The organism is Paenibacillus sp. MSJ-34 (assembly GCF_018918005.1).
Classification (GTDB): domain Bacteria; phylum Bacillota; class Bacilli; order Paenibacillales; family Paenibacillaceae; genus MSJ-34.
The window spans coordinates 21,065-34,559 of the sequence record NZ_JAHLPR010000041.1 but is presented as its reverse complement, the minus strand read 5'-3'; the positions used below and the strand labels follow the sequence as shown (position 1 = coordinate 34,559).

The following is a 13,495-nucleotide window of genomic DNA, read 5'->3' as shown; positions in this document are numbered from 1 at the left end:
TTGATTCGACAAAAGAAGGCGGCAGGAGTTGACGGTCGATTGACAGAGGGGACCTTTTCGATTTTAATGGAACTATGAAACAGCACAATGAAACATTGACCGGTTTAAGGGGGTTTTTAGCCCTTTCTGTCGTTTTATATCATATCTACGAATCGGCCGTCCTGGAAAACTCTATTACGGCTCTTCCAAAAAACAACATATTATATCTAATCCACCACGCCGGTTCGATCTCCGTGAATCTCTTTTTTGTTATAAGCGGATACTTGATCACGAGAAGTCTGATCTCGACAAGGACCGTCAAAGCCTTTTTCATCAATCGCCTATTGCGTATTTATCCTGTTTTCATTGTGATTCACCTCATGATCTTCGCTGTTGGGCCGTTCATGAAATACAAATGGATGGACGGAATCGGAGCAGGGGAGTATATGGTTCATTTCTTCTCCAATCTATTGTTGCTTCCAGGCATGTTTCCTCTTCCGATCGCACAGATCGTAGCCTGGTCGCTCAGTTATGAGTTTGCTTTTTATATTTTAGCGGGATTGGTCTTTATCGTATGGAGCAAGGAGTCTTATCACCGCTTTGTAAAATATTTTTGCTTCTTCCTATTAGCTGCTGTCTGCCTCACTGTTGTATATTGGCATCCTAATTTTCTGTTTTTCCTCGTTGGGATTGCCGTATTTATGAGCGAGAATCAAATCAAAGCAAGTTGGAAACCTTCCAAATTGTTTAGCTTAGGCGGGTTCATTTTACTTATATTCATTTATTTATCGTATCAGCTGAAACAGTTCTATTTAATTATTCCGTTATTGCTTAGTTATCTGTTTTTTCTTACGGTCGCGATGGAGCACGGCTTCTTTTCCCGATTTCTGCGAACGCGTATGATGCGTTACTTAGGGCAGATTAGTTTTAGTTTATATATGTGGCATACGGTCATCATGTTCCCGCTCAAAAGAGTCGTTCCACGGATTGGATTGGGCGTACCCGAGTATGAATTTGCGATTTATGCGGTGCTGTCTCTGGCATTGTCTATTGCCGTTTCGCATGTATCGTACCGGTATATTGAAATCAAATTGACGAATTTCATCAAGAAAAGTTTCCGGACTAGAAGATATAAAGCCAATAAAAAGGCCGGCACATCGTACCCTTTTTAAGGAAGCGGCCGGCTTTCTTTATTCATCTTGTTTTTGAACATCTACTTCGTATCTTTGCATTAACCGTCGATATACTTGTTCGAACTCTTCGAAATTTTTTTGTATATGACGGAAAATTCTAAGCGCTGTATCCTCGTCGTAAATGTGGGAGGTTGCGTTCCGATTTTTCAGAAATTGAAGCCACAAAGTTTCGTTATCAATGAAGCGGGAGGAATATGCTTGTTGCAACGCTTCCCGAGGAGTCGATGTTTCGATTCCCTCGTAAGCGAGAATTCGTTTCAATGTTTTCCAATACAGTTCGATGACAAACTCAAATCTCTGAATCGTCGCGTCGACGACCAGACTGTTCGTGCCGGAATGATCCGACTCAATCGCTTCCTTTAACCGCATGATCGCGTTGCCTAAGTTCGTCAGGCTTTGTTTCACCTTTCGGCTGTTCATAAACAATTTGACCCTCCTTAGATATCACTTCGCGCAAGGAAGAGGAGGCTTCATCTAATCGTATAATATCTATGGCAAGCAACGTATCGGCGTCCTCTAATTGATGCATAATTTCAAGCCATTCCTTTTCATCCGCTTCGGGCGCTTCGACCGCCAGATCGATGTCCGAACGCTCGTCGGCATCTCCTTTGGCTCGCGAGCCAAACAGGAATACGCGCCGAACGTTGCGATGCTCCGAAGCAGTCCGCATAAAATGTTGGCGTATGGAAGGATCTAGCAGCAAAAAAATCGCCTCCTCCGGCAAATGATCGATAACGTCCGTTTACCCCGATGGTATTATTATTTTAGCATGTTTCATGGGGGTTATAAACATTTCAGCGGCCAGCAAACTTCGCTTGCGAACACACATTCCCTCTGGTATCATCAAATTGACAGCATTCCTCGCGTGGACTAGACTTATTCTGTTAGGATATTTATGCACTTCAAATAACTCATTCATACGATCCAACAACGTAAACAACGGAGGAACTCCCCTTGAAACCATTCTACTCACCCTGGCGCCATGTGTTCAAACTCGATCCCGACCGCACGCTTTCGGACGAAGCGCTCGACCGCGTCTGCATGTCCGGAACTGATGCGATCATGGTCGGCGGATCGACCGGGGTCACATACGACAATACGGTGGAACTGCTCTCGCGCGTGCGGCAATATGAAGTGCCTTGCGTGCTGGAAATATCGAATCATGAAGCGGTGGTGCCGGGATTCGACTTATACATGATCCCCATGGTGCTCAATACGACGCGCGCGGAGTGGCTGATCGGACATCATCAGCGGGCAATACACGATTACGGCTATATGATGCCTTGGGATCAGCTTGTGCCGGAAGGCTACATTATTATGAACGGCGACTCCGCGGTCGCGAAACTGACCGAAGCGCAGACGGGCTTAACGGCCGAAGAGGCCGTTGCTTACGCACAAGCGGGGGAACGACTTCTGTCGCTGCCGATTGTTTACCTCGAGTACAGCGGTACATTCGGCGACATGGAGCTGCTGGGCCGGGTGAAGCGCAGCATGCATCATTCGCAGCTGTTCTATGGCGGCGGGATCGACAGCGCTCTGAAGGCGCAACAGGCCGCGGCCTTAGCCGATACGATTGTCGTCGGCAACATCATTTACGAACATATGGAACGGGCTCTTGAAACGGTCCGGGCGGTAAAATAGAACGATTACTGCTACTTGAAACTCACCGGAAAGGAGCACTCATCATGCACAATTCCATTGACATAAACGAAGCGATCAAACGCCTCAATCCGCAGCAGCGCGCGGCGGTGGAAGCGACCGAAGGGCCGCTGCTCATCATGGCCGGCGCGGGCAGCGGCAAGACGCGCGTGCTGACGCATCGCATCGCTTACCTGATCGCGACGCGCAAGGCCGCGCCGTGGAGCATCCTCGCGATCACGTTCACGAACAAAGCGGCGCGCGAGATGCAGGACCGCGTCTCCAAGCTGGTCGGACCGGAAGGAGGCGACATTTGGGTATCGACGTTCCACTCGATGTGCGTGCGTATTTTGCGGCGGGATATCGAGCGGATCGGCTTCTCGTCCAATTTCACCATTCTCGATTCGGCGGACCAGTTGTCGGTCATCAAAGGCTGCATGAAGGATCTTAACATCGATACGAAAAAGTTCGAGCCCAAAGCGGTCCAAGCGATGATCAGCGGCGCCAAGAACGAGCTGATCTCGCCGAAGCAGTACGAACAGCGAATCGGGGATTATTTCCAGGGCATCGCGGCGAAAGTATATACCATGTACCAGAAACGGCTCAAGGCCAACAATTCGCTCGATTTCGACGACCTCATCATGACGACGATCCAGCTTTTTAAGGACGTGCCGGAAGTGCTCGAATTTTACCAGCATAAATTCAAATATATCCATGTCGACGAATACCAGGACACGAACCGCGCGCAATACATGCTGTGCCGCATGTTGGCCGATCGGCATCACCGCATTTGCGTCGTAGGGGACAGCGACCAGTCGATATACAGATGGCGCGGAGCGGACATTACGAATATTATGAACTTCGAAGAGGACTACCCGGAAGCGCAGACGATTCTGCTCGAGCAAAACTATCGTTCCACCGGCAATATTCTCGCCGCGGCCAACGCCGTGATCAAGAATAATACCGGACGCAAGCCGAAGAAGCTGTGGACCGACCAGGGCGAAGGCGCGAAAATTATCGTCTATCAAGCCGATTCCGAGCATGAAGAGGGATATTTTATTACATCGGAAATAAAAAAGAACCGCGAGCAAGCCAAGGCGTATCAGGATCATGCGATTTTGTACCGGACGAACGCGCAGTCGCGGGTCATCGAGGAAATTTTGATCAAATCCGATATCCCTTATCAAATCGTCGGAGGCATCAAGTTCTACGATCGGAAGGAGATCAAGGACCTGCTCGCCTACTTGCGGCTCATATCGAACCCGGACGACGACATTAGCTTAACGCGCATCATTAACGTGCCGAAACGCGGAATCGGCGACACGACGCTCGGGAAATTAGCCGATGCGGCGGCCCAGCGTGGGGTCTCCATCTTTCACACGATCGATGAAATGGATGATCTCGACATCAACGGCAAAACGAAAGCGGCGCTGCTCGAATTCCGCACGATGATCGGACAGCTGCATCAAATGCTCGAATTTCTGTCCGTCACCGAGCTTACCGAGAAAATGCTTGAAATGACCCAATACAAGCTCGAATTGCAGCGCGAGAATACGTTGGAATCCCGTTCCCGCATGGAGAACATCGACGAGTTTCTATCCGTGACGCAAGAGTTCGAGAAAAATAACGAAGACAAATCGCTCGTTTCGTTTCTGACCGATTTGGCGCTGATCGCCGATATCGACACGTTGAACAAAGACGAAGAGGAAGCGAAAGACGCGGTCGTGCTCATGACGATGCATAGCGCGAAAGGATTGGAGTTCCCGGTTGTGTTCATTATCGGCATGGAGGAGGGCGTGTTCCCGCATACCCGCGCGTTCCAGGACAACGAGGAACTGGAAGAAGAACGCCGCCTCGCTTACGTGGGCATTACCCGGGCGGAGAAGCAGCTGTTCCTGACCTGCGCGCGGATGCGTACGCTGTTCGGACGGACGACGGCGAATATGCCGTCCCGCTTTCTGAATGAAATTCCGGCGGAGCTGAAGGAAGAATCGGCGATTACGCGCGATCGCTACGGACGCAATATGTCGGCCGGGGGATTCGGATTCGGATCGCGCGGCGGCGCGGGCGGCGGCATCGGCTTCGGCGCAACCGGCGGCAGAGCCGCAAGCCCGGCGGGCGTGCAAAGCAACCGCGGCGGCGCGTCGGCTTGGACGCCGGGGGCGAAAATGACCGTCTCGACGCCGATGGATGCGGCCCGTTCCCAAACGGGCGGCGCGGCAGCGGGCGAGTTCAAGACCGGCGATAAAGTATCGCACGGCAAATGGGGCGTCGGCGTTGTCGTCGCGGTCAAAGGCAGCGGCAACGACACCGAACTGCAAATCGCTTTCCCGGCGCCGGTAGGCGTGAAACGGCTTCTGGCCGGGTTTGCCCCGATTACAAAGGTGTAAAAGTAAAATTTGAAATGATGGAGGGACGACGGTGACGGTCTCGGATCAATTGGAAAAGATGCAACGTTTGGTTGCGGAATTGAATCAACACAATTACCATTACTACACCTTGGACAAACCGCTAATTAGCGATAAAGAATATGACGCATTGTACGATCAACTGGTCGAACTCGAACGCGCAACAGGTACGGTACTGCCCGATTCTCCGACACAGCGCGTCGGCGGGGAACTGCTGAAAGGCTTTGCCGAGCATCGCCATTTATCGCGGCTGTGGAGTTTGGACAAGGCGCAGGACGAGGCCGATCTGCGCGCTTGGAACCAGCGTGTTATGAAACTGGTGAACGACTATAACGCCAATCATCCGGACGAGCCGTTGCCGCCGCCTTCATATGTGGTGGAACTGAAATTCGACGGGCTCACGTTGAATTTAACTTATACGGACGGCCGGCTTGTTCAGGCGGCGACGCGCGGCAACGGCGTCGTCGGGGAGGGCATTCTCGCGCAGGTCAAGACGATTCGTTCCGTACCGCTTACGATTCCGTTCGCGAACGGCACGATCGAGGTGCAGGGAGAAGGCATCATGAACCTGTCGACGCTCGAAGCGTACAACAAGACGGCGGCGGAACCGCTCAAGAACGCGCGCAACGCCGCGGCCGGCGCATTGCGCAATTTGAATCCGAAAGTAACGGCGGAACGGAAGCTAAGCGCCTTTTTCTACAATATCGGATATGCGGCCGGCATCGGGTTCGCCAATCATCGCGAAATGATCGAATTTCTTAAAGACAATCATTTCAAAGTCAATCCGTATATTGCTTATTTCGATGAGATTGACGGCGTGATCGAGGAATTGGCCAAGGTGGAGGAGCAGCGGAACCAGCTTGACTACCTGATCGACGGAGCGGTCGTGAAAATCGTCGATATGCGCACGCGCGAAGTTCTCGGCTATACGGATAAATTTCCGCGCTGGGCCGTCGCTTACAAATTCGAAGCGGAAGAAACGACGACCGTGCTCGAATCCGTCTCCTGGGAAGTGGGCCGTACCGGCAAAATTACGCCCGTCGCCCGCGTCGAACCGGTCGAACTGGCCGGCGTGACCGTGCAGAACTGCACGCTGAACAACATCGGCGATATCGAACGCAAAAATTTGAAGTTCGCGCTCGGCACGCGCGTCATGATTCGCCGTTCGAACGACGTCATCCCGGAAATTCTCGGCAAGGTGACGGAGGAGAACGACGGAGCGGAGATCGTCTATCCGACGAATTGTCCGGCATGCGGATCGCCGCTCGAGCAGAGAGGGGCGCATCTGTTCTGCAACAACCGGCTCGGCTGCAAACCGCAGCTGATCGGCCGCATTACGCATTTCGCCTCGCGCGACGCGATGGACATCGAAACGTTCAGCGTGGCAACGGCGGAGCAGTTATACGACGAAGTCGGCGTACGCGATCCGTCCGATCTGTACACGATTACGTACGATGACATCATCAAGTTGGAGCGGTTTGCGGAGAAGAAAGCGAATAACTTGCTCGAGGCGATCGAGCGGAGCAAGCATTGCGATCTGGCCGCATTCCTGTTCGCGCTCGGCATTCCCAACACGGGCAAGGCGACGACCAAAATGTTGGCCGATCATTTCGGCAGCCTGGACCGCCTGATGGAGGCAACGGCGGAGGAACTCATCACCCTGCCGGATGTCGGCGACATTGTGGCCGACAGCATCGTATCGTTCTTCGCCGATCCGGTGATCCGGCAGAGCATCGACCAAATGCTCGCCCACGGCGTCCGGCCGACCGCGCCGGAACGCCCGGCCGCGCCGAAGACCGACACCGTCTTCAGCGGCAAGACGGTCGTGCTTACCGGCACGCTGCCGAACATGACGCGCGACGAAGCGGCGGCGAAGCTCGAAGCATGCGGCGCGAAAGTGACGGGCAGCGTGTCGAAGAAGACCGATTTCGTCATTGCGGGCGAGAACGCCGGCAGCAAGCTGGCCAAAGCGCAGCAGCTCGGCATCCGCATTATCGACGATGAGCAAGAACTGCTGAAGCTGTTGGGCGAAGCATAGCACGCGAAGCGCAAGGCACTCTGCAAAGCAACCCAACCCAACGCAACTCATAACGAAGCCGGCCCAATCGGGTCGGCTGTTTCGGTTCAAGCAATGTCAGACTGTTAACCGGACAGGAAGTCCGCTATTTTGCCGAAACGGCCCCTTTTTCGACGGTACGCGGACAGAGGAGCCGCTATTTTCCACAAATCGGCCGAATTCCCCTCGTCTCAAGGCGAATAGCGGGATGTCTGTCCTGCAAACCCAAGAAAAAGCCCGTTTATCCCAAAATAACGGCTTCTGTGTCCTCCCGAGATCGAAACGAGGCCGAAAGCGAAGCGAAATGCGGTGGTATCCGAAATACGCCCAGCATTTTGCATATTATTGTTTACAAATCCGCCGTTCCTTTTTACAATTAGATTGATTCGAACGGTATCGAATGCGCTCACACCCCCAAATCGTATCAAAAATCCTTATATTTCCCGAGCGATTCAACCAAAATGTTCGTATTGAAAGATGGTTTCATCTGTTTTAACATGGGAGTAGAACGATCAGGGCGTGTGCTTCAATAAAATTGGAGGAGGAGTAAATAGAACGATGAATCAAAAATCGATTTTTCAGTTCAACACCAAAAATGTCGTGGCGATCGGGATCGGCGCGGCGTTGTACGGATTTCTCGGATTTTTCGGATTTCCGATCGCACCGGAGACGTGGGTGAAGCCTGCGGTGGCGTTTCTCGTCATTTTCGGCGCGATGTTCGGCCCGGTTGTCGGCTTCTTGATCGGCTTCATCGGCCATACGATCACCGACCTGATCATCGGCGGCGGCGTATGGTGGGGCTGGGTGCTCGGCTCGGCCATTATGGGCTTGTTTATGGGCTTCATCTTTATGAGCAGAGATTTCAGCGTCAAAGACGGTTCCTATTCCGGCAAGCACGTATGGCTGCTGCTTCTGTACGGAATTCTCGGAATCGTTGTCGGCATGGGCGAAGCGACCCTATTCGATATTTTCCTCATGAACGAACCGTTCCAGAAAATGATGGTCCAATTCGGCACGTCGATTGTAGCCAACGTATTGGTGCTCGTCGTTTTAGGCTTAACGATTGTGCTCGGCATTTTGCAAGTCAACAAGAAAAACTCGAACTTAACGGTAGACAAATAGGAGCAACGAATGATTCGATTTCAAGATTTCAGCTTTCAATATAAAAACGTAACCGAACCGACACTCAAAAATATTACCCTGGACATTCATCCCGGCGAGAAAATATTGATCGCCGGCCCGAGCGGTTCCGGCAAGTCGACATTGGCCCATTGTATCAATGGGCTAATTCCATTTACGTACGAAGGAAAGTTCACCGGTACGTTTACGATCGACGGAAAAAGCACGACCGAACAGAGCATCCACGAAATCAGCAAGACGGTCGGCACGATTTTGCAGGATCAGGACGGGCAATTTATCGGCTTGTCCGTGGGCGAAGACGTCGCTTTCGGGTTCGAGAACGACGGCGTGCCGCAAGCGGCCATGATCGAGGCGGTGCGGCGCGCGCTCGACACCGTCGACATGCTCGATTGGATTGAGCAAAGCCCGCATGACTTGTCCGGCGGACAGAAGCAGCGGGTGTCCTTGGCCGGTATTTTGTCGACGCAGGCCAATGTGCTGCTGTTCGACGAGCCGCTCGCCAATCTCGATCCCGCCAGCGGCCGCAAAGCGATGCAACTGATCGAGGAGATTCATCGGCAAACGAACAAGACGATCATTATCATCGAACATCGCATCGAAGACGTGCTTGAGCAACCGATCGACAAAATCGTCGTCATGGACGGCGGCGAGATTCGGGCGGCCGGCAAGCCGAACGACTTGCTGGCTACCGACGCCCTGCGCAGCCACGGCTTGCGCGAGCCGCTATATATCGAGGCGCTGAAATATGCGGGATGCAAGCTCGATCCGTCCGCGGCGCTTACGCCGCTGCCCAAGCTGGATCTGGCGCCGCATCGGGCCGCCTTGCTCGAATGGTACGGCGAGCCGATTCGCCCGAACCGCACAGCCTCCACCGATCCCGCCACTGGCCAAGCAGACGCCAAACCTGCGCTGCTGTCCTTAACGGACGTCAGAGCGTCCTATGACGGCACGCATGAAATCATCCAAGGCGTCTCGTTCGATATGCAAGAGGGTGAAGTTGTCGCACTGCTCGGAAATAACGGAGCCGGCAAATCGACGTTAAGCCATCTCGTTACAGGCATTATGCGTCCGACGGCCGGGGAGATCAAATTCGCGGGCGAGAGCATGAACGATTGGAGCGTTCGCCGCCGCGGGGAACGGATCGGATATGTGATGCAAAATCCGAACCAGATGATTACGCAGCATATGATCAAGGATGAAATCGGAATCGGCCTCAAAGTGCGGGGAGTTGCGCAAGACCGGATCGACGCGAAGGTGGAGGAGTTGTTAAAAATATGCGGCTTGTACCGTTACCGCAACTGGCCGATCTCCGCGTTAAGCTACGGTCAGAAGAAGAGGGTCACGATCGCCTCGATCCTTGCCATGGAGCCGAAGCTGATTATTTTGGACGAGCCTACGGCCGGACAAGATTTCAAGCATTATACCGAATTTATGGACTTCATCGCCTCCTTGTCCGCGAACGGTTTATCGTTCTTGTTCATTACCCACGACATGCATTTGGCTTTGGAATACACGGAGCGGGCGATCGTGCTGTCTGGCGGACAAGTAATCGCCGATGATCGTGTCGCCGACGTCCTCACGGACCGCGGCGTGATCGAACGGGCCAATCTGAAGGAAATGTCGTTGTCGAGGCTGGCCGAAGCAGCCGGATTGCCGTCTTCCTCCCGGTTTGTGGAGCATTTTATTATGCATGAAAAAAAGGTGAAGCAACATGAGTAAAATGGGTACATTATATACGCCTGGGGACAGCATTTTTCACCGGATGGACGGCAGTGTGAAAATTATTCTGTTCGCGGCCTGGACCGTCACGACGTTTCTGTTTCTCGATTTGCGGGTATTTCTCGTCATGCTCTTCGTAAGCTCGGTCATGCTCGCCTCGGCCCAAATTCCGTTTCGCCGCATTCGCGTGCTGCTCTGGTTTATGACCGTTTTCAATATATTCAATGCCGCCTTTATTCTCGTCATCACACCCGTGCACGGCACGGAATTGACAGGCACGAATACGCCGGTAATCAATATCGGTTATAACTGGATCAATGCGGAAACGTTGTTTTACGTCTTAACGTTATCCGCCAAATATTTGACTTTGCTGCCGATCAGCATCGTCTTTATTTTCACGACGCATCCGAGCCAATTCGCCAGCAGTCTCAATCGGCTTGGCGTACCGTACAAGATCGCCTATGCGGTCAACATCGCCTTCCGCTACATTCCCGACATCCAATCCGAATTCCGCAACATTACGAATTCGATGCAAATGCGGGGCATCGGCTTCCGCAAAGGAGAGGCGCCGCTGCTGCAGCGGATCAAAAATATATCGTCCATCGCCGTTCCGCTCCTGTTCTCCTCGTTGCAGCGCATCGAGGTCGTATCGAACGCGATGGAACTGCGCGGCTTCGGCACGAATAAACGCCGCACCTGGTACAACGCCACGAAGCCTGCCGTTTCGGATTATATGGTCGCCGCCGTTTGCATCGCCGCGGTTGCGCTGGCGGTTTGGCTTAAGGCGAATGTGCTCACATCGTTCTGGTATCCGTTCTGAACCGGCCGCTTTTTTTACCGTAATCGATTGGCCAAACAAAGAGGGAACGAACATGCATCTATAGCGACTTTTTTTATCCGCCAATAGAGCGCATTCGCTCCCTTTTTTCTTTGCGCAACGATGTTTCTTATCGAATTTTTTTCCAGTCGATTCCGTTATTCGAAATGGCTATCCTTCCGTCGTCGCCGTAGCCGACTAACGTGTTATCGTTCGCCTGAATGACATCCATGGAATTAGGCACATTTTTATCAAGATTGATTTGTTTCCATTTCGCTCGATCGGTTGAGACGAGCGCTTTCGAACGGATCACCCCGGGGCTATGCCAATATTGCGTGAAAATGATATAGTTTTTGCCTGCTTTGAATGTCGGAGTACGGTGATAGTTGGTCGGAAACAAATCCCGTCTGCTCTGAATGGTAAAGCTTTTTCCATCCTTCGAAGTCAAAATATTCCCGTAATAATCGTATAATGTGATGACGCCATCCGCGGTGTACTTCTCGACATCATAGTAATAATTGGTGGACGGAATATCGTTGACGACAAATTTATAGAGCATTCCGGATTTCACCTGGCCCGATTGCATGGTCCAATCCTGCAGATTGTTCGAGCTGTAGACAATCATCTCGGCATATCGTTTATCCTTGGAATCGACCAAAAACTGATTTCTGCCGAATGTTGCCGGTTTATTGTAAAATATATATCCGCTGCCGTAAGCGGTGTAGACCGACCCGTTCCATGTAAGAAAGTATACGGTCGACGGAATGTTTGCCGTTTCGGTCCAAACCATACCGTCCGCAGAAGTGAACAGGATCGATCCGTTTTCCGTTCGATACTGTTTCGCGATCAGGATGTATGTTCCATTGACATACTGAACATTTACAATAGTAACGGCCGGAGCGCCGTCAGGAGTGAGATGCAGGATAGACCATTGATCGCCGTTATCGGAGACGTAGATCGGGATCTCCTCATACTCTTTGTTCACATGCATTTTGGACAAATAAAATTTGCCTTGAGCATACATGACGGAGTACATGTCCGACGTTGGGGTCTTGCTTGTCGTCCACGTTTTTCCGAAATCGTGCGTGACGTTAATATAATCGTAAGTAACGGCAATGATGGTTCCTTTTTCATCCGCGGCGAGAGAAATAATGGAGTCGCCGGTAGCGCGTTGAAATACGACCGGGAATACGATCGGGTCTTGATCCGCAGTGTTCTCAGACGCATTTTCTAATCCGGGCGTTTTTTGACCCTCGGCTTGTATGATTCCGGGGGAGACGAGCAATAGAACCATCATGTGCACTAGCAAAAGAAACTTCTTCAACAATAATCCCTCCAAATGATCTTCCAAATTCCTTTATAGAATATATCGGACATGTCGGCTGTTGCGATTAATTTGATCAAGATGTCCGTTTGTCGATATCCCCTTCATTCAGCAAGCCAAAGGCCGGTTATTTAATGTTAAAGCGCACGGCGACACTTCACCAAAAAAATAAGCCAACCGGATCGTCCCGGTTGACCTATTTCACCTTTAGAGGCCGGTTACATGCCGTCCGGCTTCCACCTGTTCCTTTCCGCCTTTGCCTTGATTGACAATATGCGTGCCGGCCTTGTTCCGGATCGCATCCCCCAGATGTTCCGGATTCGTAATGATCACTCTGCGGCCCGGCTTTTCCAGGAAGCGGAGGCTTGCTTCGATCTTCGGCAGCATGCTTCCCGCCGGAAAATGCCCTTCCTCCATAAACGTTCGGGTCTCCTCGACCGTAATTTCCTCGAGCGCTTGCTGATTCGGCTTGCCGTAATGAATGAAGACTTGGGGCACGCCCGTCGTAATGATCAGCGCTTCCGCATCGATTTGGCCGGCCAGCAGACTGGTCGCGAAGTCTTTGTCGATGACGGCGTCGATGCCGTTATACGTTTGCCGCTCCGTTTTGACGACCGGAATGCCTCCGCCGCCGACGGCGATCACCACATAACCGGATTCGAGCAGCGATTTGATGACATCCTTTTCCACAATATCGATCGGTTGCGGCGACGGAACGACGCGGCGGTATCCGCGTCCGGCGTCTTCGGCCATGATCCAATCCGGATTCTCGCGCTTCATCTCTTCGGCCTGCTCGAGCGTGAAGAAGGAGCCGACCGGCTTGGTCGGATGGCGGAAATTGGGATCGTCGCCGCTAACCTCCACCTGCGTCACGACTGTGGCGACCTTCTTGTCGATATTACGGCGAATGAATTCATTCGTCAGCGCTTGTTGAATTTGATAGCCGATACCGCCTTGCGTATCCGCCACGCAATTGACGAGCGGCACGGCATCCATGCCCGCGGCTTCATGGGCCAGTTCGCTTCTTCGCAGCGCAAACCCGACCTGCGGACCGTTGCCGTGGGTAACGACAACGTCGACGCCTTCCTGCACCATATCGGCGATGTTGGCGGCGATTTCACATACGGCTTCGTATTGATCTTGAACCGATTCGCGGCCGTGATCCTTCACCAAGGAGTTGCCGCCGATCGCTACCACAACAAATTTCCCCACTGTACCCCT

The 13,495-nt window shown here is 52.3% G+C and carries 11 protein-coding genes; 7 read left to right on the top strand and 4 right to left on the bottom strand.

Going from position 1 to position 13,495, the window contains the following annotated elements; translation table 11 throughout:
• The first annotated feature begins 74 nt into the window (after positions 1 to 74).
• Positions 75 to 1,151 carry an acyltransferase family protein gene (locus KQI79_RS20250; RefSeq protein ID WP_216540113.1) on the top strand — a complete coding sequence of 359 codons (1,077 nt, stop codon included), beginning with the start codon at positions 75 to 77 and terminating at the stop codon, positions 1,149 to 1,151.
• Between the two features lie 18 nt (positions 1,152 to 1,169).
• On the opposite strand, the gene KQI79_RS20245 is transcribed toward KQI79_RS20250, so the two are convergent.
• Together KQI79_RS20245 and mntA are read right to left on the bottom strand one after the other, a co-directional pair.
• Positions 1,170 to 1,592 carry an HI0074 family nucleotidyltransferase substrate-binding subunit gene (locus KQI79_RS20245; protein WP_253298287.1) on the bottom strand — a complete coding sequence of 141 codons (423 nt, stop codon included), beginning with the start codon at positions 1,590 to 1,592 and terminating at the stop codon, positions 1,170 to 1,172.
• Positions 1,519 to 1,875, bottom strand: a complete 357-nt coding sequence (gene mntA / locus KQI79_RS20240) for a type VII toxin-antitoxin system MntA family adenylyltransferase antitoxin (protein ID WP_253298286.1) — start codon at positions 1,873 to 1,875, stop codon at positions 1,519 to 1,521. Before mntA ends, KQI79_RS20245 begins: the two co-directional genes overlap by 74 nt.
• Before the next feature lie 251 nt (positions 1,876 to 2,126).
• Between mntA and pcrB the strand changes: the two genes are divergently transcribed.
• From pcrB to KQI79_RS20210, 6 genes are all read left to right on the top strand, one after another.
• Positions 2,127 to 2,813: a heptaprenylglyceryl phosphate synthase gene (pcrB, locus tag KQI79_RS20235; protein ID WP_216540111.1), complete on the top strand. Its 687-nt coding sequence runs from the start codon at positions 2,127 to 2,129 to the stop codon at positions 2,811 to 2,813.
• Positions 2,814 to 2,857: 44 nt separating this feature from the next.
• Positions 2,858 to 5,200: a DNA helicase PcrA gene (gene pcrA, locus KQI79_RS20230; RefSeq protein ID WP_216540110.1), complete on the top strand. Its 2,343-nt coding sequence runs from the start codon at positions 2,858 to 2,860 to the stop codon at positions 5,198 to 5,200.
• A 58-nt stretch (positions 5,201 to 5,258) separates the two neighbouring features.
• Entirely contained in the window at positions 5,259 to 7,256 is a 1,998-nt protein-coding gene (gene ligA / locus KQI79_RS20225; protein WP_216540144.1) for an NAD-dependent DNA ligase LigA, read from the top strand.
• Between the two features lie 591 nt (positions 7,257 to 7,847).
• Entirely contained in the window at positions 7,848 to 8,396 is a 549-nt protein-coding gene (locus KQI79_RS20220; RefSeq protein ID WP_216540143.1) for an ECF-type riboflavin transporter substrate-binding protein, read from the top strand.
• 9 nt (positions 8,397 to 8,405) lie between these two features.
• Entirely contained in the window at positions 8,406 to 10,133 is a 1,728-nt protein-coding gene (locus tag KQI79_RS20215) for an ABC transporter ATP-binding protein (protein ID WP_216540109.1), read from the top strand.
• The gene (locus tag KQI79_RS20210) at positions 10,126 to 10,953 is read left to right on the top strand and encodes an energy-coupling factor transporter transmembrane component T family protein (RefSeq protein ID WP_216540108.1); all 828 of its coding nucleotides are present in this window, start codon (positions 10,126 to 10,128) and stop codon (positions 10,951 to 10,953) included. Before KQI79_RS20215 ends, KQI79_RS20210 begins: the two co-directional genes overlap by 8 nt.
• 127 nt (positions 10,954 to 11,080) lie before the next feature.
• On the opposite strand, the gene KQI79_RS20205 is transcribed toward KQI79_RS20210, so the two are convergent.
• A complete protein-coding gene (locus tag KQI79_RS20205) occupies positions 11,081 to 12,274 on the bottom strand; it encodes a hypothetical protein (RefSeq protein WP_216540107.1) in 1,194 nt (397 codons plus the stop codon).
• A 207-nt stretch (positions 12,275 to 12,481) separates the two neighbouring features.
• Entirely contained in the window at positions 12,482 to 13,486 is a 1,005-nt protein-coding gene (arcC, locus tag KQI79_RS20200) for a carbamate kinase (RefSeq protein ID WP_216540106.1), read from the bottom strand.
• Between the last annotated feature and the right edge of the window lie 9 nt (positions 13,487 to 13,495).